Source organism: Cupriavidus phytohabitans (assembly GCF_000426345.1).
Taxonomy (GTDB): Bacteria; Pseudomonadota; Gammaproteobacteria; order Burkholderiales; family Burkholderiaceae; genus Cupriavidus.
In genome coordinates, this window is the sequence record NZ_AUFE01000021.1 from 44901 (window position 1) to 65135 (window position 20235).

The window sequence follows — 20235 nt, forward strand, 5'->3', positions numbered from 1 at the left end:
GCGGAAGTCACGCAGGTTAGATAAGACTAGTGCATGCCGTCAGGTCACTGCAAGGCGACATGACGACCTGATGCGTGCGGCCATGCACAAGCGATCCGCCGAGAAAAAGCGGCGGCAGGAACCCTCGGGTCCATGCCGCCGCCGTGGTCGCGCGCAGACCCGTGTAGTGGCCAAAGCGCGCTGATAAACGAGCATGCGTCTTGCCGTGCCGTGCGGGCACGATCCCCGGGTTAAAAAAGTCCTGATTCGGCCGCTGAGCGCCGCGGCTAAGTGCATCAGCTCAGTGTGACACGTCCTTGCTTTCCAGCTTCCAGTAGCACGCCGCCGCAGTCAAGCCGAAGATCACGTGGCCGATGAACGTATGCCAGCCGCGCACCTCGACAAACCACGGGAACGCACGCGTCATCACATAGAAGTTGAAGAAGTAAACAACCAGCCCGAACACGGCGCCGGCCAGCATTGCCATGCCAAGGCTCGAGTCCAGCGTGAACGGCGCGATGATCGCCGCCAGGATCATGCCCAGCACCGCGCCCAGCACGAAGTGGATCACCAGTGCCGCCGCCACGGTGCCGACGCTGAACAGCGCCGTCTGCAACTCGTCCGGGCCCATCACGATCGCCGCGATCATGCGCGTGGCCACCCACGGATTGACCCCCGACACCATCGACGACCAGAACAGTTCCAGCACCAGCAGCAGCGCGCCCGCGGCCAGCCCCGACACCGCTGCCGCGGTCCAGTCTGGCTGGCGCCGCACGTAGTGGTGCGATCGCATGTGAAGTTCCATAGCCACCTCCGTCTCTCTCTCGAATCGGCGGGGCCTTCGACATGGATGGGATCGGGCCCCGCGTCTCTGATCAGCATAGGACACGCGCCTCCCATGAGACTGCTGGTACGGCAAAAAACACTTCCGCTGCGTGCGTGGCGCAACGCCCGCGGCGCGGAATGTGCCGGCGCCGGTACCCGCGGGGCGCGCCTGCTGTGCGCACTACGGGACAATCCCGATGCGCGCTGCCTTGCGCGCAGCACACACTGCCTATACTGGAATCACAAAAGAGAGACAGGAGACCGCCATGCACTTCACCGCGCATGATCTTGTATTCCTGATTCCGATGGCGCTGGTGGGCGTGATCGCCATGGGTTCGATCCCGGTGACCGCCAAGTACCTGCGTATCAGTTGCCGGACCATGGGGGCGCTGATCGGCGCGCTGGTTGCGGTGCTGGTGCTGGAAGCACTGCCGATGCTGATCTGAGCCCGGCCTGAGTCCGGCCATATGGGCCGGCCCGGCGTTTTGCTGCATCCGCGAGAAGGAGGGCCGCCATGTCGATCGGCCTGCTTGCCGCTATCATGGCGGCGCTGCTGTTCATTACCGTTCTGGCGGCGCTCTGGCGCTGCAGCCACTCATACCGGATGCGCTACCGGCGCTGCGCCGCGCAACGGCAGCGCGCCACGCTATGCAGGCCGCCATTGCGACGGCATGGCTAGTGCAGCACGTCGGCGCTGCCAAGCGCCGCTTGCGTTACAACCCGGGTTATAACTCGATCATCGCGAACTCGCCCTTGCCGACGTCGCATTCCGGGCAGCGCCAGTCGTCAGGGATGTCTTCCCAGCGCGTGCCGGGGGCGATGCCGTCTTCGGGCCAGCCTTGTTCCTCGTCGTACACCCAGCCACAGATCACGCACACCCAGGTCTTGTAGGCGACGGCGGCTTCAAGTTGATCCTGCTGCAAAACTCACTCCTGATTCGGTCGTAACGGATTGTCCGGGCCGAATCATACCGTCTTTTGCCGGCGTCACCGTGACGGGCGCCGCCGGCCACCGGGCTACTGGCGGATCGAGAAGTCCACCCGGTTAGGCGCCCCCTTGTCCTTGATGCCCTCGGCCGTGAGCTTGGGCGCGGTCAGGAACAGCCGGCTCTCCGGCACCTTGCCGTCGCGCTCCAGCGACTGCTTGACCACCAGCGCGCGCTGCTCGGCAAGACGCTTCAGGTCGGCTTCGGTGACCGTGGCGTTGGCCATCAACAGCTTCTCCATCTCCTCAGGCGGCAGAGACTTGGCAAAGCCGACAAAATTGCGCGGCTTCTTCATCGAGGTGCGCTTGTAGACCTCTTCCAGGTACTTCGGGTATTCCTGCTTCGACACCTTGATCTCGGCGCCCTGCTCGCCCGATTCGTCAGCGCCGGCCTCGGCGCCAGCCTGCGCGCTGTTGCGCAGGTCGCGCCGCTTCTGTTCGGCCACGCGCGCATCCAGCCACGCGCGGCGCGCACCGGCCTCGTCGGTCGCCGGGTCGATACGGCCGCTGATTTCCAGCCGCAGCGAAGGCCGGTCGTTCAGTGCCTGGCCGAGCTTTCCGATCTTGTCCTTCGCCGCCGGCGTCAGCGTCGACGTGCCGGGCGCGAATTCGACATAACCGAGTTCTTCGCCGCCACCTCCGCCGAAGGCCGAGGCGATCAGCGAGAATGGCGACGTGAGCGCCTTGGTCAGCAGGTTGACGATCACGCGCACGATCACGCCGCCGATGCTGAACTCCGGGTCCGACAGCGAGCCGGAGACGGGCAGGTTCACGTCGATCACGCCGTTGCGGTCCTTCAGCAGCGACACCGCCAGCAGCACCGGCAGCTTGGTCGCGTCCGGGCTGTCGACGCGCTCGCCGAAGGTGAGCTGGTCGAGGAACAGGTGATTGCGTGCATCCAGCTTGCCGTTCTCGATCTTGTACGCGACGTCGACGGTCAGCTTGCCCTTGGTGATCGGGTAGCCTGCGTACTTGGCCGCGTACGGCGTCAGCCGCGTCAGCTCGACCCCCGATGCCTTGGCGGCGATGTCCAGGAACAGCTGCTCGCCCAGCGGATTGATCTTGCCGCTGATGGTGACCGGCGCGTCGTCGTCGATACGGCCGTCGAGCACCAGGTCGGCAGGCGCGGGATCCGCCGACGAGACCTTGGACACCGAGCCTTTCATGCCGGTGAGGTTGGCGGTGTAGTTCGGCTTGACGAAGAAATCCGAGAAATTGACGTTGCCCTGGCTCACCGACACACCACCGATGCGGATCTGCGGCTTGGGCCCGCCCGGCTTCTGCTCGACCTGCGCGGTGCGGGTGTCGCCGGCCCGCACCGGGGGCGTTGCCGGCGCCGAGGCCGGATTGGCCTGCGTCAGGCTGGTGGACGGCGCAGCCTCGCCCTTGGCCGCGCCGCCGGCCATCACGTCCTGCAGGTTCAGGCGGCCGTTGGCGTTAAGGATCACGCGCGCGTAGAAATCGGACAGCGCGATATTGCCCAGGCTGACGCGCATCGGCCCCTTGCTCTCGTCCATCGCGAAGTCGATGCCCGACACCGCGAGCGAGCGCCAGCGCAGGAAATCGTCGCCGCTGACGCGGTCGACCGTGCGCACGTTGCCGGCCAGCACGTTGCCGGCAAAGTGCGCGGCGATCGGCTTGCCGGTGGGGGCATCGACATCGAGCTTGCCCTTGACGGTCAGCGTGCCTCTGCGCAGCGCCGCATTGAAGCGGTCGGCCAGGTACGGCTGCAGCGGCCCCACTTCCACCTGGCGCAGGTCCAGCTGCAGGCGGCTGGCCGGCATGGCGGGCAATATGGTGCCATCGATACCGATCACGCCGCGGCGGCCGGATTCGGCATGCAGCTTGACCGGCACCGCCGCCGGTGTCAGCGGCCACGCAATGGCGCCGGTGCTGAGCGCGATATTGCGGAACTGGTGGACCACCGGGCGGCCGCGGTTGGCCTCGGCCGGCTGGTAGTCGGCCACGCGCGCGCTGCCGCCGTCGATGGCGATCTTGCCGATCCTGGCTTGCCAGACACCTGCGGCGGCACTGCCGTTCTTGCCATTGGTCCTGTTCGCGGCGTTCGCGGCGTTCGGGGCATTCGCGGCATTCGCGGCGGCGGGTGCCTTGCGCGGCGTGGCGCGAGCCTGCTGGGCCGATTCGCTGGCCCACATCCGTGCCATTTCGAGCAGTTCCCCGCGGTGGTCGCGCGTGGCCGCAATCTGCGGCTGCGCCAGCGTCACCTGGCTGGTCGCGAACGTCTGCCGCGCGAGGTCGAGCTGGATATCGTCGAGCACCAGCTTCTCGGCGCGCAGCAGCGGCAGGTTGGCGCCCGCTCGGTCGGCCTCGGCGCGCTCGCGCGCACGGCGGCTGGCGCGCTGCGGAGCCTGTGTCGACGCGTCCTTCGCGGTGTCGGCGGCGGTGGCGGCGGGCGCGGCCGGCATCACCACCGGGTCGCGCGTGGCGACATAGAGCGGCGCCAGTTCCACCCGGGACTTTTCCAGTACGAACTGGAACTGCGGCGCCGCCCACGACATGCGGTAGTGCAGTTCGGCATTGACCGCGGTCTCGCCGAACTGGCTGCGCAGCTCGCGCGGCCACCACGCGGCGAAACCCTGCGGCCGCAGCCCCGTGGTCTCGAGCGTGCCGGCCAGCGTGCCGTCGCGCAGCAAAAGGTTACCGGTATGGCGCAGGGTCTGGCCGTCGGCCACGGTCAGGGTGGCATCGATATGCGCCGGCTTGTCGCCTTCGGTGCCGGCAAAGCCCTTTACCTCCGCGTCGAGCGGGCCGAGCGCCAGCATGCCCGGGCCCGACGGCGCCAGCGCATCCTCAAACCCGACGTTGGCCTGCTTCACCACGATGCGGTCGACCGCGTAGCGCCAGGGCTGATCCTTGGGCGCGGGGCCGGCCGCTGCGGCTTGCGCGGAAGAAGCGGAGGAAGGCGCGGCGGGCGCGGACGCCGCCGGGGCCGGAGCCGGCGCCACGCCGTCGGTCGACTTGCTTGCCACCTGCGGCAGGAACGCCGTCGCCAGGTTCAGCGTACCGTCGGTGCGCCGCACGGCCTGCACCCCCAGCCCTTCGATTTCCACGCTGCGCAACTGGACCCGACGCGCCAGCGGCTCGATCCGGGCGATGTCCAGCGCCAGCCGGCCGCTCTTCAGCAGCGGCTGGCCCGCGCGCGAGCGGATATCGGCATCGCGCAGCGCGGCGGTGCCCATCAGCAGCATTTCCTGCGTGTCCTTCTGCTGGCGGAACGCCACCGTCAGGCGCGTATCGAGCTTGCCGGACTTGACCTCGGCATCGCGCAGCGGCGGCGCGAAGGCCATGAAGCGCGTCACGTCGAGCCCGTCGAGGTTCACATTGAGCCGGGTCTGGCGCGAATCGGCGAAAGGCAGCACCTCGCCGTCGAGCGCCACCGGCGTGCCATTGACCAGGGCGCTCAGCGTCGGCCGCGTCACGATCTCGACGTCATGCGGCAGGTTGGACAGAAACGGCAGCGTCAGCGTCAGGTGGTCGACGCGCATGCTGGTGTCGAGCCGCTTGTCGTCATAGCTGAAGCTGCTGCCGGTCACGGCAATATTGTTGACCGAGAAGCGCGCCGGTTCGGCATCGGCCGGCTTGGGCGGCAGTGCCGCGAACTTTTCCTGGACATCGGCAAAGCTCATGCGGCCGTCGGCACCGCGCGTCACGCGCACGGCAAGGCGGTCGACATGCAGGTTGTCCACTACCGGGGCCAGGTGCCACAGCGATGCCAGCGAAGTATTGGCCTCGGCTTCGCCCAGCGTCAGCGCGGGCGTCTTGCCGTCGCGCTCGTAGATCGTCAGGTCAGACAGCGTGGCGGCCAGCTCGAACGGCCGCACGTGCGCCTTGCCCAGCGTGACCTTGCGCCCGAGCGCTTCGGTCGCGTTCTTTTCGATCAGGTATTTGAGCAGCGGCGGTCCGCCAAAATAGCCCGCCAGCCCAAACACCGCAAGCGCGGCAACCACGCCGCCGGCAATGCGGGCCACCAGCCGGCCGCGCGGCGTAGCGGCCACTGCCTGAATGGATTGCTTGAATTCCATGTCGTCCCAGAAGATCTGACCCCGCACTCCGGCGCTGCACGCTTGTTTGTGCCCCGGATTTCACTTTTTCGTCGACATTATGGCAACGGTTTCAGACAAAGCAAAGACATCGGAATTGCGCAGTCAACGCCAAAATTGCCGAGCTGTTATCTTTGCGGCCTTTGTGAAGCGTTCCGTCGCAAGGCTGCGGATTAATCCGCCGCACCGCGCCTGCCTCGCCCGCGTTGTGTCGTCTGGCCAAGTCCTCTGGAGCGCTCGCCCGATACGCAAAGGAAGGGAGGGCAGTTGCCCTCCCCTTATTTCATGCACGCGGCCACGGCTCAGCGCCGGTGCTGCCGCAGGAAATCCCACATCATCGCGCTGGCATCGGGACCGATGTCGCTGTGGAAGCCGTAACTGGCATCGCCGCCGCTCCAGGCGTGGTCCAGCCCTTCCACCTCAACCAGCGCGACCAGGTCGCGGCTCCAGCGGCCGAAGCGGTATTCGCGGCAGCGGCCCGGTTCTTCGGCAGGCGCCGGATCCGGCGTCGCGGCAAGCCGGTCCTCCAGGCCGTTGTAGGCGAGGAACTGGCGCGCCAGCAGCCTGCCATTGACCGGGTGCACCGCGTCGTCGGCGAGCCCGTGGATCACCAGCGCCGGCATCGCGGGGCCGCCTGGCGTGACACCGGCGGCGTCGAGCAGCCACGCCGGCTCGGCCGTGGCGCCGTGCCGCATGGCGTACAGGCCGGAGTGCGGCGTATTGGCAGCGCCAATCACGACACCCGAATGCATGGCCACCGCCGCCACCTTGCCAGGGTAGCGCAGCGCCACCACCGCGGCCATGGCCGCGCCGGCGGACATGCCGGCGATGTAGATCTCTCGCTCGCGCACGTCCTGGCGCGCGGCCAGCGCATCAAGCAGCGCCGACACGGCATGCGCCTCGCGCCCGCCTTCGGCGGCGCTCAGGTCGAACCACTGCCAGCAGCGCTGGACCTGTCGCCGCAGCGGCTGTTGCGGGTAAGCGACGATAAAGCCTTCCTGTTCGGCCAGCGCATTCATGCGCGTGCCGGCGCTGATGGCGTCGGGCGTCTGCCGACAACCATGTAGCAGCACCACCACCGGCAGGGGGCCGCGATGGCGCTTGGACGGGATATAGAGCTGATAGGACAGCTGCGGCACCAGCTCTCCGGGCAGCGCCGCCAGGCGCAGCCGGTGTGCCTGCCATGTGCCGGGCAGTTCGTCCGGCGTAATGGCCGCCCAGGCCGACCTGGCCGACCTGGCCGACCTGGGCGACCAGGGCGGCGTTGTGGGCGGCGTCGCGGGCACAACGGCCGGACGGGGCGGCCGGGACGGCACATCCTGCGGACGTGGCGGTGTCAGCGGATTCAGTGAGTCGAAGCGTTCCAGCCAGGACTTCACCCGCGTTTCAGTTCGGGCCTGCACCCGGCTCAGGCGCCGGAGTTGTGCGTGCCAGTCAGCGGCTAGGCTCTTGGTCATGAGGACTCCTGCTCATATGACGGAATCTCCCCCTTTGCCTTTGTTGTGCGTTGCAGCATATCACACCCGCCACTCGTCTTTTTGTGTCCGGTTTTGCGCTGGCATGGTGAAAATATTGAACACCAGATACGAAAGAATGCAGAACGCAGCAAGTTGGCCGGCGATAGCGGCGTCTTATACTGGCTCGTCCATTCCCTTCGCCTCGAACTGCCATGCCGGATCACGGCGCCCCCGCCTGTTCGCTTTGCCTGTTCCATGCCATCTGTGGCGTTGCCGAGACAGGTGGCACGCGCGCCGACGCTGTTTTTCGCTTGCATCCGGAGCGCCAGGCGGTGCGCGCCGGGGACTTTGTGTTCCACCAGGGGCGCCCGGCCCTCACGGTCTATCCGCTGCGCGCGGGCAGCGCCAAGCAGGTCTACGAATCGCCGCTAGGCTGGCGCCAGGTCACGGGCTTCTCCTTGCCCGGCGACGTGCTGGGTCTGGAACCGCATGAAGCGCCGCAGCATGGCACCGCCGCGGTCGCACTGCAGGACTCGGTGGTGTGCGTGGTTCCGGTCGAATCGCTGCGCGAGCTGATGGCGGTGCCGGCCTTCCGCGAAGCCGCCCTCGAAGTCATGCGCCGCAATGCGCAGCGCGAGCGTGTGCTGCTGGTTGCCATTGGCTCGATGAAGGCGCCGCAGCGGTTGGCCATGCTGCTGCTGGACCTGGCCGGCGAGCAGGCACGACGCCATGGCCGGCAGGACGGCACGCTGACGCTGGCGATGTCGCGCACCGATATCGCCAGCCTGCTTGGCCTGACGCTGGAAACGGTATCGCGGCTTCTGTCGCGCTTTGCGTCGGTCGGGCTGATCGCGGTACGCCAACGGCGGCTGCGCATCATCGACCCCGCAGGGCTTGCCTCGATCTATGCCGACCTTGAAACCTGTACGCACCGGCCCGCGCGCGCGGGCGATCCGGGCGCGGAATTCGCGCCCGGGATGACAATGTGCCAGGGATCGGCCTCTTAGGGCCGGCGACCCGCTACCAGCCGCGGGAGCGGTGGAAGGCATGCACCGCGGGCGCATGTAGCCGTATGCGGCCGCCCCGCGGCAAGTGCGTCGCTCAGCGGCTTTGCTGCGCGCACTCCTGCCGATACGCCTCTTCCAGGCGCTTGCGATCCGGCTGGCGCTCCAGTGTCGGATAGGTACGCCCGTCTGCTGTGGTAACCGACGACTTGCCTTCGGACCATTGGGGACCCTTCGGCAGTGCATTGATCTGACCCAGCAAAGCCTGGCAGTGCTGACGCTGCGATGCGGACAACGTGCCACCGGGGCCTTCGACCACGGCGGTGGCTTCATCCAGCATCCGCGGCGGCGGTGGCGCCACCATCGGCGTACCGCCGGCTGCGGCTGCGGCTGCGGCCTGGCTCGCTGCCCACGAGGTGGCGTGCGGGAACATTGCCACCATGGCGGCCGTCAGCAGGCCGCACTTGCAAACGAACTTCTTCAAAACCAGTACTCCAGGAGCCTGCGCGGCGCATGGCGGCAGCCATGGTGCGCGGCGTGCGTTGCGGAAACCGGCCGCGCCTTCAGCGATCCTTGCCGCTGCCCTGGCGGCGGCCGGTACGGTTGCGCAGCAGCTCGAGCTTGAGCAGTGCATCCGCAAGCATACTCTTGAGCCGCGCATTCTCCTCTTGCAGCTCGCGCAGCTTGCGCCCGTCGCGGGCGTCGTTCTGGCTCTGGTCTCCGTAGCGCGCGCGCCAGCCATAGAACGAAGCATCGCTGAAGCCATAGCGCGCGCACAGCTCGCGCACCGGCACGCCGCTGGCCGCCTCGGCCAGGTAGCTGCGGATCTGCTCTTCCGAATACCGTCTGTTCACGAATCTCTCCGCTCCACAACGGGGCCAGCGCTGGCGCAGGCAACGCCGGCCGCGCCGTCAACAACCGTGCCGACTCTGGGCGTACGTTAGCCCACGGCCGCGCCAAAAGGAATTCAGTGTCTTCGCAAGGCGAGTTAAGAAAATTATCTGGGTGGATGCGGCTTGCAGCGTCGCCGCGATGGCCAGCTCAAGCCACTGGACCACAGGCGCGCGGGAATTTCCGGCACCTCGTCTTCCAGCGGACCCGCGCCGTAACCGCACAGGCTGTCAGCCGTGCCGGCAAGGACGCTGTCACTGCCATATTTTGTTAGGCCAATTTGGAGTCCACTTTGTTTAGGCACTGTGACAATGGCATGGAAAGCCATGGCAGACCGCGCGCCGCCTTGCGCCGGCAGGCGCTTACTCCCATGTACAGCGCACCGATAAGAGCGATGACAGCAAAATTAGAAGTCTGTGATCAAATCAAGTTTCTAGGACTTTTGCAGACCATGTATTAAGATTCCTCGGCACAACTAAATTTCGCACGCTTTCGCAATGCGCCACGCGGCGCGAGCAGAAAGCGGCCCGGCAGCCCGCAGCCACCGTGAACAGAACCGGTGCGCGGCCCCCACGTTGCCGGTAATCATCAGGCCTGAAGGATCAAGGAGTCACCGCGCCGAGTGTGACAGGCGTCATTTTCCTAACTGGCTTTGCAGTATGGGGGGCGGATCGCCGCCCGGTCGGATAAGCACGTTTCATGCTTTTGCCGCGCGCGCCATGGCGCGGCGCTGTACGCATCGGACAAACAAAAAAGCAGAAAATGAATCGTGGATCGGGAGAGGCCAGAATGCGTCACGTCAGCACCAAGCTATTGCATGTCTTCATCCTGGTGATGGAGTATCGCGACCTCAACGCGGTCGCCGCCTGTACCCAGGGACGCGTTCCCACTGTTGCTTATAGCCTGACGCGCTTGCGCGAAATCACGGGCGATCCGTTGTTCGTCAAGCGCAATGGCATGCTCGAACCGACGCCCCACGCCTTGCGCCTGGAGCAGACCGCACGCCAGATCCTGGCCAAGTGGAACCAGCTGGTGCGCCCGGGCGAAGCGGGCGTGAGCCAGCGCCGCGCGGCGGGCAGGCGGATTTCCATCGGCTTCTCGTCGTCGATCGGCGATCCGGTCATCACGGAAATCCTGACCGCGCTGTGCGAGCAGTTCCCGCAAGACAGTTTCATCACGCGCCCCGTGATCGCGGATGCCACGCTTGCCCGCCATCTCGATAGCGGCGAACTGGATTGTGCGTTTGTCGTCGATGGCGGGCACGACCCCGAACGCGTGCAGCAGCAGAACATCATGGCGACGCCGCGCCGCCTTGTCAGCGCCGCCCGCGAAGGCAGCCACGACGAAGGCGAAACGGACTGGATCCTGCTGCAGGAAGATTGCGAAGCCGGCAGCCCGTTGCGCGCCTTTCTGAGCCGGCAGGCCGGCACGCCCGGGCACCGCGAGACCGTTGTGCCCTCCTGGCATACGCAGATCACGCTGCTGCATGCCGCCGGCGGCATCTGCCCGGTGCTGGACTTCAACGTGCCGCTGGTCACGCGCGAGCGCAAGACGCGGCTGCTGGCACCGCCGAGCAGTTTTCCCGAATGGGCCGCGCTGCATTTCTGGGGACCGGAGCGCAGCCACGACAAAGCGGTGCTGCGCGACATCATGGAAGTTGGCAGCGCGGTGCTGCGCGATCCGCTCAAGGCCATCGACGGCCGCCGCAGCGGGCGGCCGGCCGGCTTGGCGCAGGCGGCCGCGCTCGCGTGATGCGCACAAAGGCGTCCGCAGCCCAGTAGCCGATATTTATACGCACTCGATGCGCGACCAGGCGCTGGCCACCCGCAGGGGCCAGCGCCTTTTTCATGGGGTGTCACGGCCGGCTGCGCTTTGCGAATTCTCCTACTTTCGTGCCAGGGCACAGCAAGTATCCTGCGCATGCATCGCAGCGCGCCGGCCGTCTCCCGTTTGGCCCGTCCCGCGGCGATGCATGCAGCTGTCTGGCGTCAACTTGTCTGGCGTCGCCATTTCGCCGCACGTCGGCCGACGTGCGGCGTTTTCTTGAGCGAGGCGCGGCATGACGCACAGCACGAACCAGGACCGAGGAGACCCGATGGCATTGAGGATCCTGCTTGCGGACGACCATCCGGTGGTCAGCGCGGCCGTTGCCGACCGCCTGCACACCCAGACCGGATGGGAAATCTGCGGCACAGTGACCAACGCAACGGCACTGCTGAACAGCGTCGCGACCCTGCGGCCCGATGTCGTCGTCACCGACTACCACATGCCCTCGCAGCAGGAGGGCAGCGGCGACGGGCTGCGCATGCTGGCCGCCCTGCGCCGGCGCCATCCTTCGCTAGCCGTGACCGTGCTGACCATGATCACCAACCCGCTGGTGCTGCGCTCCATCCTGGACACGCAGGTGCATGGCCTGCTGCTGAAAGACGCCCCGCTATCGGAGCTGGTCACCATGATCAGCCGCATCCAGCGCGGCTTCCACTACATCGGCAAATCCGCCATGGAGATCCTGTCCCAGGCTGATCCCGGCAACCCCGCGGCAAGCCATGGCGGCGCCGAGCGGCTGTCGGCGCGTGAAATGGAAGTGCTGCGGATGTACCTGGCCGGGCGCTCCGTCAGCGAGATAGCGATCCTGCTGTGCCGCAGCGTCAAGACCATCAGCCGCCAGAAGAACTGCGCCATGCACAAGCTGGGCGTCACCAACGACCGCGAACTGTTCGAATTCGCGGCCCTCAACGGTATGCTGCTGTCCGGCTGCTGAATGGCCGTTGCCGGCACGGGCCGCACTCAGGCCACGGCGTCGGGCTGCTCCAGCCGCGCCAGCGCATGCGCGATGCCCGTCTCCAGCTGCGCCAGCCCGCGCGACAGGTCTTGCATGGTCGTGGCCGAGACCTCGGTCAGCACGTCCTGCAGGAAGGCAGAGCGCAGCGGCATCACGCGCGCCACCAACTGCTGCCCCGCCTGTGACAGCGTGACATGGGTCACGCGGTTGTCGCGCTCCGACGTGGTTCGCTCTACCCAGCCCAGTTCCTGCATGGCCTTGAGCTGGCGCGTCAGCGCACCCGGATCCATGCCGACGCGGTCGGCCAACGCCCGCTGCGCGATGGCATCCTCCTGCAGGTAAAGCACATGCAGGATCCGCCAGCGCGCCAGCGGCAGGCCGATGCACTGCTCGAATGCAGCCGCATACGCGCGGTAGGTGCGTCCGAACTGCTGCAGTACGGCCACGCTTTGTCGCTCCAGTTCCATCCGTTCTCCTCAGGGATACACAGGCGCCATCACAGGCGCAAGCGCCGCATCCGGCTGCGCTCACTCCACCGCCATCGCGGGCTCCGCGGTGCGCACCAGCCTGACCGGCGGCACCCGGTGCGCGCACCAGATGCCTACCGCAGCGGCGATCCCGGCGGCCAGCAGGCCCAAGTGGATCGCGCTGACCAGCGACATGCGCGCCTGCTCCAGCAGCAAGGCGCCATTGTGCCCGGCCTGGCCCAGTTCGCCGAGCAGTGCCAGTTGCGAGGCCTTGTCGATCAGCACCTGCGGATCGCCCATGCGCGCCGCCCATTGGCTGGCGCCGGCGGCAGCCATGGCGTGGTCGACGCCGCCGGTATAGCTGCGCGTGACCAGTGTGCCGACGATCGCCGTACCGACCATGCCGCCCACCATGCGCAACGATTGCAGCATCGCCGTGGCAATGCCAAGGTGCTGGCGCCCCGCGGTCTGCTGCGCAAACACCGTCAGGTTAGGCATGATGAATCCCAGCCCGAAGCCCCCCACCCGCATGATGGCGAGCAGCATCCCATGCGGCATGGCGCGCGTGGCCTGTGACAGGGCAAGCGTTGCCAGTGCCAGCATGCCAAAGCCGGCATACAGCATCGCGTTGGGCCGGCGAATGCGGGTGATGACGCGGCCGTTGACGATGCTGCCGACCGTGATGCAGACCACCAGCGGCGTGATCAGCAACCCCGCTTCCTTCGGCGACAGGCCAAAGCCGCCCTGGAACAGCAACGGCGCATACAGCAGCAGGGCGAACATCGTGACGCCGGCGAACACGGACAGCTGGAACAGTGGCGCCAGGCCCGGGTTGCGAAACATCTCCACCGGCAGGATCGGGTTGGCGCAGCGCTGCTCCCAGTGCCACAACGCCACCATCGCGAGGGCTGACAGCACCAGCAGGCCCGCGGTATAGGCATCGAAGCCGCGCCCGGGCAGCAATTCGACACTCATCTGCATGGCACCCAGCCCGACCGCGATCAGCAAGGCCCCGAGCCAGTCCACGCGCACCGGCCCGCTGTGCGCCTGCTGGCGCAGGTGCGGCAGGTAGCGCCAGGCAAACCACAAGCCCAGCACGCCGACCGGCAGATTGACATAGAAGACCGCGCGCCAGCCATACCACTCGGTCAGCACGCCCCCCAGCGAAGGTCCGATGGCATTGGCGATGCCGAATGCCGCGCTCAGCATCACCTGCCAGCGCAGCCGCACATGCGAATCGGGAAACAGGTCGGCAATGCAGGCGAAGGCCGTGCCCACCAGCATGCCGCCACCGATCCCCTGCAGTGCCCGCGCCAGCACCAGGAACGGCATGCTGGGCGCGAGCCCGCACAGCGTCGACGCGACGGTGAATACCACGATCGACGCCAGCACGAAAGGCTTGCGTCCGTAATAGTCGCCCAGCCGGCCGAAGATCGGCACGGTGATGACGGACGTCAGCAGGTACGCAGTGACCACCCAGGCGTAGTACTCGAAGCCTTGTAGTTCCGCCACGACGGTCGGCAACGCGGTACCGACCACGGTCTGGTCCAGCGCCACCAGCATCACCACGAAAGACACGCCCAGCATGGCCAGCAAGGATTTGCGGAACGGCAGGACCTGACCGGCGGGCTCACCGCTGTGTGGCTGGGACGTCATGTTATTGCTCGATCAATCGTTGTGGTATCAACGATTATAGGAACAGGCTTCGCAGGCCGCCAGCCTTTATTTCGCGCCGAAATACCAGTGGCGGAACATCTCGCGGGCCGGCGCCAGGTAGCTGCGGATGTCCTCCTGCCGGCCATTGGCATACCAGTGGCAATAGCAGCCATGGAATACCGCCAGCAGCGCACGCGCCGTTTCCGGCGGAAGCGGGCGCTCCGGCGTACCGAGTGCCTCCGCCAGCACGCGAACATGGCCGTTCCACCCCTCGCGGATATGCTCGCGCACGCTCTGCGGGGCATTGCCCGAAAACAGCAGCGCCAGCACGATCCCCTTGGTTTCCGGGTTGCGCGCGAAGTAGTCGGCCACGCGCTCGAACAGTTCATCCACCCGCTGCGACACGGTCAGGCCTTGCAGGTCGGCCGGGTCGAACTGCACCTCGATCTCCTGGAACAGGCTGATCGCGGCTTCCGCTAGCAGCATCTCCTTGCTGCCGAAATGCCACAACAGGCTGCTCTTGGCCACGCCAGCGTGCGCCGAGACCTGGTCCAGCGTGACTTCGCCATAGCCATGCTCGGCGATCAGGGCCTTGGTCAGGTCGATGACCCGCTGCCGAGTTTCGAGGCCGCGGCGGTATTTGGTCGACCCGGCCCCACGCGACGGTGGTGTTTTCGGTGTGGTGTCGTGCTGGCGTTCGGCGCCCAAGGCACCTTCCTCTGATGAATGCATAGCTACGTCGGCGCGGAGCCTGGGAGATGCTGAGCGTCGGCCATTTTCCTCTCGGTGTTTGCCCTAAAGGCGGCGTGCTGTCCTTGACAGCCTATCATCGCCCTACCCAAACTCTAAATTGTACCGACCGTTCAGCACAAATTTAAGGGAAATATCGTCGTGGCGAATACAGCACTACCCGATAGCCCGCTGGCCCTGTTCACAAGGCAGCGGACAGCCTTCATGGCGTCTCCCTTTCCGTCGCTGGCCCAGCGCCGAAGCGCATTGCAGCGGCTGCGCCTGGCGCTTCGGGGCCACGCCCAGCGCCTCGCAGCCGCCGCGGCCCGTGACTTCAGCGCGCGCGCCGATGCCGAGACCCTGATGGTCGACGTGCTGCCGTCGGTGCTTCATGTCAACCACCTGCTGCGGGGCCTGCGGCGCTGGATGAAGCCGTCGCGCCGGCACACCGAACTGCTGTTCCTCGGCAACGGCGCGCGGGTGATGTACCAGCCGAAGGGCGTGGTCGGCATCGTGGTGCCGTGGAATTTCCCGGTCTACCTCGCGCTCGGTCCGCTGGCGACGGCGCTGGCCGCCGGCAACCGCTGCATGGTGAAGACCTCCGAATACGCGCCGCATACCTCGGCCGCGCTGCGCGACCTGCTGGCCGAAGCCTTCGATGAAGACGAGGTGGCCGTGGTCGAGGGCGATGCCACGGTCGCCCGCGCCTTCACCGGCCTGCCGTTCGACCATATCGTCTTCACCGGTTCGCCGGAGGTGGGCCGCCACGTCATGCGAGCCGCCGCCGACAACCTGACACCCGTGACGCTGGAACTGGGCGGCAAGTCGCCGGCGATCGTGTCGCGCAGCGCGGCGCTGGAAACGGCGGCCACGCGCATCGCCCACGGCAAGACGCTGAACGGCGGCCAGATCTGCGTCGCGCCAGACTACGCGCTGGTGCCGCACGAACTGGCCGCGGATTTCGCCAACGCCGTGCTGGCCGCCGCCGCCCGCATGCATCCACCAGGCAGCAACGACTACACCGCGGTCATCCACGACGCCGCGCTGGCACGCCAGCGTGCGCTGCTCGACGATGCCCGTGCGCTGGGCGCGCGGGTCCTCGCGGCGGCGATGCCGGCGGACGGACGGCGCCTGCCCTTGCACGTCGTGCTCGGCGTCACGCCGCAGATGCGCCTGGCACGCGAGGAAATCTTCGGGCCGATCCTGCCGGTCGTGACCTACCGCACCTTCGATGAAGCCATCGCCTACGTGCAGCGGGGCACTCGGCCGCTGGCGCTCTACTATTTCGGCCATGACAAAGCCGAAACCAGCCCGCTGCTGGAACGCACCCACGCCGGCGGCGTCACGCTCAACGACTGGGGCTGGCATGTGGTCAACCACGACCTGCCCTTTGGCGGCACCGGCACCTCCGGCATCGGCAATTACCACGGCGCCGAGGGCTTTCGCGAGCTGTCGCACGCCAAGGCGGTGTTCACCGAGCGCCGCTGGTTCCCGATCGGGCTGTTCCATCCGCCTTACGGCGGCCTGATACAGCGGCTCGCGCTACGCCTGTTCCTGGGCACGCCGCATCCGACCGAGCCAGGCGCGCGCACCGCCGTCGGCACGCAGGCGGCATCGACCGCATCTGCCACATCCGCCAAATCCGCCAGCAGCGACTGATCCCTCTCTTTATCCCTGACTGCAATGGAATTCGACTATGTGGTCACAGGCGCCGGATCGGCTGGCTGCGTGCTGGCGAACCGCCTCAGCGCCGACCCCGCGGTGCGCGTCTGCCTGATCGAGGCCGGCCCCACCGACCGCTCCCCGCTGATCCACACGAGCGTCAGGCGTTCCGGCACGTCGCCGGCAAGTCCCCATAGAGCGCCATCAACGCACTGGCAACGCCGTTGGTCCACCCGAACCCGTCCTGCAGCGGATACTCGCCGCCTCCACCACCCCTGGCCCGTTCGCCGGTGGCCTCGATGTGATATTTCTCCACCAGCTTGCATTCTTTGCCATAGACGCCGGCGACCGTGGCAAGCCAGCGCTGCGCGATGTCGAGTGCCAGGCCGTCATGGCCATAGCGAGTCAGTCCGCGCACCGCGAGCCATTGCAGTGGCGCCCAGCCGTTGGGATGGTCCCACTGCTGGCCGGAGTTGAGTTCGGTGGTGGCCAGGCCTCCCGCGTCCATCAGGCGTGCGGCCACTGCGCCGGCAACGCCGCCGGCTTCCCCGGCCCGGGCAAGGCCGAGGTATAGCGGCATCATCGTCGCCGCTGTCAGGCACGGCCGCGGCGATCCGCGGCACCAGTCGTAGTCGACGAAGATGCCGGATGCGCCGTCCCACATGTAGTGCCGGATAGCGGCTTCGCGCCGGCGCGCGGCGGCAAGGAAGCGGTCGGCATCGGCATCGCCGGCCTCGTCGCACAAAGCGGCAAGGCGCATTTCGAGGTGCCACAACAAGGCGTTGAGGTCGACGGGCAGGACCGCGGTGGTGCGGATGGTGGCGAGATCGGCCGGTTGCCCCGCCAGCGGCAGGTCGAGCCAGCGGGAGCTGAAATCCCAGCCCGATTCGGCGGCAGCGCGCAGGTCGCGGAACACCAGGTGATGAGGCCGGCCGCTGCGCTCGGCAGTCTGGACGTCTTCCAGGAAGGCTTCCTCGCGCGGGCAAGGCCGGTCGTCCCAGTAGCGGTTGAGCACGGCGCCGTCGGGCAGGCAGAGGGCGCGCCGGTGCGCGCAGCCCGGACGCAGGGCCTGGGCGCCGTCCATCCAGAAGTCGTATTCGCGCCGAAGCTGCGGCAGGAAGTCGCGCGCTCTGGCGACCTGCTCGCGCTCGAGCAGGTCGACCATCAGTGCAAACACTGGCGGCTGCGAGCGGCTCAGGTAGTAGTTGCGCGTACCGTTGGGCACCAGCCCGTAGGTGTCGATCAGGTAGGCGAAATTGCCCGCCATTTCCAGCAGCAGGTCGCCGCGCCCGCTTGCGGCCAGCCCGACCATGGTGAAGTAGGAGTCCCAGTAGTACAGCTCGCCGAAGCGCCCGCCCGGCACCACATACCGATGCGGCAACGGCAGCAGCGACGACAGCGGCGGATGTGCGGCCGGCTCGCGCGTGAGCACCGGCCACAGGCCGTCGATGTGTTCGCGCAGCGTGTGGGCCGGGTCGGAGACATAGTGGCTGTCCGGCACCACCGCGCGCGTGAAATGCGCCTGCACGAAGTCGGCCAGGCAGAAGCCAGGCTCGACACGTGTTTCGCGATAGTGCGTGACGATGCATTCGGGGTCGCAGCCGGGAATGCAGTCCGGAAAGGTCTTGCTGTCCGCGAACAGGCCGCTGTGCTGGACATCGACGAACAGTTCGCCGTAGCGCACGGCCGGCGACAGCGTATCGGCCTGCGGACAGCTCGCCAATGCATGCGGCGGCGGGCACTCGCGATGCGCGACCAGCGGCGGATGGGCCACCGCGTGGACCTTGGCCGGCGCGGCAACTGCGCCGGCGACTGCGCCGGCACCATCGGGCGTGGCCGGATCCGTGCGCGGCACCGTGTAGGCACCGGCGCTCGCGGCGCGACGGTCGTCATTGTTTCCCATGATTCCGCGCCTGCCTCTGCGCGATCGCACGGCCGATGCCGCTTGCTGTGCCGGTGACGCACGTGGTCATGCCGGACATTTCCATGGCGCCTCCCTGCGTCGGTGCCGGCGATGGCACCTGCCGTGGGCGCCGCCGGCTCATGATGTTAGGAGCCGCCAGGCGCCGCGAAGTTCGCCCGCCGGCGCGGCGGCCTTCGGTGCAGTGCAGCGAGGCCCGCCGCCCCAGGGCCTTGCCTGCCATCGCGCGGCAGACAGATCCGCACCGCCAGGCGGTGCGGTGCGGTGCACGGCGACTGCGCCGCGATGCGTGACCGAAGGCCGCTAACCTGCAAAAAACCCCTTTGCGCGACCGGCCCACGGCGTCTGCCCTCTAGCTGCTGTCACACCTCCTTCTCCCCATGCCTGACCGGCAACGCCGGCGCCGCCTCTTGCCTCCCCAACTGCATGAAAATCCAAGCCGACGCACAAGTGATCAGCCCCATGCAGACAAAGGTGGCATGAAACGCCGGCAACACCGCCGCCGTGTCCCCGCCAAACCGATGCTGGAACGTGGCCAGCAGCGCCCCCGCCGACGCCACCGCCAGGCTCATCGACAGCATCTGCACCATCGACAGCATGCTGTTGCCGCTGCTGGCGCCCGCGCCGCTCAGGTCCTTGAGCGTCACGGTATTCATCGCCGTGAACTGGACCGAATTGACCATGCCGAACACGGCCAGCAACGGGACCAGCAGCCATAGCGGCAGTTGCGGCGTGATCAGCCCGAAGGCGGCCATCACCAGGCCGACCACGAAGGTGTTGGAGACCAGCACGCGGCGGTACCCGTGGCGCTGGATCAACCGCGTGGCGAGCCGCTTGGAGGCCATCCCGGCGGCGGTAACGGGCAGCATCATCAGGCCGGCGTCGAACGGTGAGTAACCCAGGCTGACCTGCAGCGTCAGCGGGATCAGGAACGGCATCGAGCCATTGCCGATGCGGGCGAACAGGTTGCCCAGCAGGCCGACGCTGAAGCTGTGGATGCGGAACAGTCGCAGCGGAAACAGCGGCTGCTTGCGGCGGTTGGCATGCAGGCCATAGGCGGTCAGCGCGGCCATGCTGGCGATCAGCAGCAACAGCACGGTGGCGTGCTCGAAGCCCAGGCCGGCCAGCCCGTCGAGCGAGAAGGACAGCGCCAGCATGGCGACGGCCAGCAGCAGGTAGCCAGCCATGTCGAAGCGGCCGATGCCGGACAGTTTTGCGTTCGGCATATAGCGGATCGTGGCAAGCGCGCCGAGCAGGCCGACGGGCACGTTGATCAGGAAGATCCAGTGCCACGAAAGCGCCTGCGTCAGCCAGCCGCCCAGCGTGGGGCCGATCAACGGGCCGATCATGCCCGGGATGGCGACGAAGCTTAGCGCCTGCAGGTACTGTTCGCGCGGAAAGGTGCGCAGCACCGAGAGCCGTCCGACCGGCAGCAGCATGGCGCCGCCCACGCCCTGCACCACGCGCGCGCCGACCAGGAAGTTGAGCGTCGGCGCATACGCGCACAGCAGCGAGCCGGCCACGAACAGGCCGATCGCGGTCTGGAAGATGGTGCGCGTGCCGAAGCGGTCGGCAAGCCAGCCCGAGGCCGGGATGATTACCGCCATGGTCAGCGAGTAGGCGATCACCACGGACTGCATCCGCAGCGGGCTCTCGCCCAGGCTGCGCGCCATCGACGGCAAGGCGGTGTTGACGATGGTCGAGTCCAGCGTCTGCATGAAGAAGCCGACCGCCACGACCCATAGCATGATGCGGCGGGTATGGTCGTCCGGCGGCGGCACGACGGGAACGTCTGGCAAGGGCGCGGTCATTACGCA

Annotated in this window: 17 protein-coding genes and 1 pseudogene; 7 read left to right on the forward strand and 11 right to left on the reverse strand. The window is 67.3% G+C overall.

Annotation, left to right across the window (positions count from 1 at the left end):
• Positions 1-280: 280 nt before the first annotated feature.
• Positions 281-784, reverse strand: a complete 504-nt coding sequence (locus tag K309_RS0116850; RefSeq protein ID WP_029047536.1) for a membrane protein — start codon at positions 782-784, stop codon at positions 281-283.
• 286 nt (positions 785-1070) lie between these two features.
• Between K309_RS0116850 and K309_RS0116855 the strand changes: the two genes are divergently transcribed.
• Together K309_RS0116855 and K309_RS42455 are read left to right on the forward strand one after the other, a co-directional pair.
• A complete protein-coding gene (locus tag K309_RS0116855) occupies positions 1071-1250 on the forward strand; it encodes a hypothetical protein (RefSeq protein ID WP_029047537.1) in 180 nt (59 codons plus the stop codon).
• Between the two features lie 68 nt (positions 1251-1318).
• Positions 1319-1483: a hypothetical protein gene (locus K309_RS42455; RefSeq protein WP_198030825.1), complete on the forward strand. Its 165-nt coding sequence runs from the start codon at positions 1319-1321 to the stop codon at positions 1481-1483.
• Between the two features lie 46 nt (positions 1484-1529).
• On the opposite strand, the gene K309_RS0116865 is transcribed toward K309_RS42455, so the two are convergent.
• From K309_RS0116865 to K309_RS0116875, 3 genes are all read right to left on the reverse strand, one after another.
• On the reverse strand, positions 1530-1727 hold the full coding sequence (locus K309_RS0116865) for a rubredoxin (protein WP_029047538.1): 198 nt from the start codon (positions 1725-1727) through the stop codon (positions 1530-1532).
• Between the two features lie 93 nt (positions 1728-1820).
• Positions 1821-5831 carry a DUF748 domain-containing protein gene (locus K309_RS0116870; RefSeq protein WP_035877724.1) on the reverse strand — a complete coding sequence of 1337 codons (4011 nt, stop codon included), beginning with the start codon at positions 5829-5831 and terminating at the stop codon, positions 1821-1823.
• A 320-nt stretch (positions 5832-6151) separates the two neighbouring features.
• Complete coding sequence (locus tag K309_RS0116875) at positions 6152-7306, reverse strand: extracellular catalytic domain type 1 short-chain-length polyhydroxyalkanoate depolymerase (protein ID WP_029047540.1); 1155 nt, start codon at positions 7304-7306, stop codon at positions 6152-6154.
• A 212-nt stretch (positions 7307-7518) separates the two neighbouring features.
• Here K309_RS0116875 and K309_RS0116880 point away from each other — a divergent pair, with 212 nt between their 5' ends.
• Positions 7519-8313: a Crp/Fnr family transcriptional regulator gene (locus K309_RS0116880; protein ID WP_029047541.1), complete on the forward strand. Its 795-nt coding sequence runs from the start codon at positions 7519-7521 to the stop codon at positions 8311-8313.
• Positions 8314-8407: 94 nt separating this feature from the next.
• On the opposite strand, the gene K309_RS0116885 is transcribed toward K309_RS0116880, so the two are convergent.
• Positions 8408-8743 carry a hypothetical protein gene (locus tag K309_RS0116885; protein ID WP_051320498.1) on the reverse strand — a complete coding sequence of 112 codons (336 nt, stop codon included), beginning with the start codon at positions 8741-8743 and terminating at the stop codon, positions 8408-8410.
• A 130-nt stretch (positions 8744-8873) separates the two neighbouring features.
• Positions 8874-9164 (reverse strand): transposase, encoded by a 291-nt coding sequence (locus tag K309_RS0116890; RefSeq protein ID WP_029047543.1) that lies wholly within the window; start codon positions 9162-9164, stop codon positions 8874-8876.
• A gap of 826 nt (positions 9165-9990) precedes the next feature.
• Between K309_RS0116890 and K309_RS0116895 the strand changes: the two genes are divergently transcribed.
• A complete protein-coding gene (locus tag K309_RS0116895; protein ID WP_029047544.1) occupies positions 9991-10953 on the forward strand; it encodes a LysR substrate-binding domain-containing protein in 963 nt (320 codons plus the stop codon).
• A 343-nt stretch (positions 10954-11296) separates the two neighbouring features.
• Positions 11297-11962, forward strand: a complete 666-nt coding sequence (locus K309_RS0116900; RefSeq protein WP_029047545.1) for a response regulator — start codon at positions 11297-11299, stop codon at positions 11960-11962.
• A 26-nt stretch (positions 11963-11988) separates the two neighbouring features.
• Here the strand turns inward: K309_RS0116900 and K309_RS0116905 are convergent, their stop codons facing one another.
• From K309_RS0116905 to K309_RS0116915, 3 genes are all read right to left on the reverse strand, one after another.
• On the reverse strand, positions 11989-12450 hold the full coding sequence (locus K309_RS0116905) for a MarR family winged helix-turn-helix transcriptional regulator (RefSeq protein ID WP_029047546.1): 462 nt from the start codon (positions 12448-12450) through the stop codon (positions 11989-11991).
• A gap of 60 nt (positions 12451-12510) precedes the next feature.
• Complete coding sequence (locus K309_RS0116910) at positions 12511-14106, reverse strand: MFS transporter (protein WP_029047547.1); 1596 nt, start codon at positions 14104-14106, stop codon at positions 12511-12513.
• Between the two features lie 66 nt (positions 14107-14172).
• On the reverse strand, positions 14173-14814 hold the full coding sequence (locus K309_RS0116915; RefSeq protein ID WP_232232409.1) for a TetR/AcrR family transcriptional regulator: 642 nt from the start codon (positions 14812-14814) through the stop codon (positions 14173-14175).
• 246 nt (positions 14815-15060) lie between these two features.
• Here K309_RS0116915 and K309_RS36700 point away from each other — a divergent pair, with 246 nt between their 5' ends.
• Both K309_RS36700 and K309_RS40005 read left to right on the forward strand, forming a co-directional pair.
• Complete coding sequence (locus K309_RS36700) at positions 15061-16494, forward strand: coniferyl aldehyde dehydrogenase (protein WP_084402457.1); 1434 nt, start codon at positions 15061-15063, stop codon at positions 16492-16494.
• Positions 16495-16518: 24 nt separating this feature from the next.
• Positions 16519-16651 (forward strand): annotated as a pseudogene (locus K309_RS40005) (lycopene cyclase family protein); the annotation flags it as partial.
• 6 nt (positions 16652-16657) lie between these two features.
• On the opposite strand, the gene treF reads toward K309_RS40005, so the two are convergent.
• Together treF and mdtD are read right to left on the reverse strand one after the other, a co-directional pair.
• On the reverse strand, positions 16658-18400 hold the full coding sequence (treF, locus tag K309_RS36705; RefSeq protein WP_035877726.1) for an alpha,alpha-trehalase TreF: 1743 nt from the start codon (positions 18398-18400) through the stop codon (positions 16658-16660).
• A gap of 380 nt (positions 18401-18780) precedes the next feature.
• Positions 18781-20229 carry a multidrug transporter subunit MdtD gene (gene mdtD / locus K309_RS0116930; RefSeq protein ID WP_035877729.1) on the reverse strand — a complete coding sequence of 483 codons (1449 nt, stop codon included), beginning with the start codon at positions 20227-20229 and terminating at the stop codon, positions 18781-18783.
• Positions 20230-20235: the final 6 nt, after the last annotated feature.

Bases quoted from the DNA above. Each gene is read 5' to 3' on its own strand.
- K309_RS0116855 (WP_029047537.1), top strand. From the start codon at position 1,071: ATGCACTTCACCGCGCATGATCTTGTATTCCTGATTCCGATGGCGCTG.
- K309_RS0116910 (WP_029047547.1), bottom strand. From the start codon at position 14,106: ATGACGTCCCAGCCACACAGCGGTGAGCCCGCCGGTCAGGTCCTGCCG.
- treF (WP_035877726.1), bottom strand. From the start codon at position 18,400: ATGGGAAACAATGACGACCGTCGCGCCGCGAGCGCCGGTGCCTACACG.
- K309_RS0116895 (WP_029047544.1), top strand. From the start codon at position 9,991: ATGCGTCACGTCAGCACCAAGCTATTGCATGTCTTCATCCTGGTGATG.
- K309_RS0116885 (WP_051320498.1), bottom strand. From the start codon at position 8,743: ATGTTCCCGCACGCCACCTCGTGGGCAGCGAGCCAGGCCGCAGCCGCA.
- K309_RS36700 (WP_084402457.1), top strand. From the start codon at position 15,061: ATGGCGTCTCCCTTTCCGTCGCTGGCCCAGCGCCGAAGCGCATTGCAG.
- K309_RS0116880 (WP_029047541.1), top strand. From the start codon at position 7,519: ATGCCGGATCACGGCGCCCCCGCCTGTTCGCTTTGCCTGTTCCATGCC.
- K309_RS0116900 (WP_029047545.1), top strand. From the start codon at position 11,297: ATGGCATTGAGGATCCTGCTTGCGGACGACCATCCGGTGGTCAGCGCG.
- K309_RS0116875 (WP_029047540.1), bottom strand. From the start codon at position 7,306: ATGACCAAGAGCCTAGCCGCTGACTGGCACGCACAACTCCGGCGCCTG.
- mdtD (WP_035877729.1), bottom strand. From the start codon at position 20,229: ATGACCGCGCCCTTGCCAGACGTTCCCGTCGTGCCGCCGCCGGACGAC.
- K309_RS0116905 (WP_029047546.1), bottom strand. From the start codon at position 12,450: ATGGAACTGGAGCGACAAAGCGTGGCCGTACTGCAGCAGTTCGGACGC.
- K309_RS42455 (WP_198030825.1), top strand. From the start codon at position 1,319: ATGTCGATCGGCCTGCTTGCCGCTATCATGGCGGCGCTGCTGTTCATT.
- K309_RS0116870 (WP_035877724.1), bottom strand. From the start codon at position 5,831: ATGGAATTCAAGCAATCCATTCAGGCAGTGGCCGCTACGCCGCGCGGC.
- K309_RS0116850 (WP_029047536.1), bottom strand. From the start codon at position 784: ATGGAACTTCACATGCGATCGCACCACTACGTGCGGCGCCAGCCAGAC.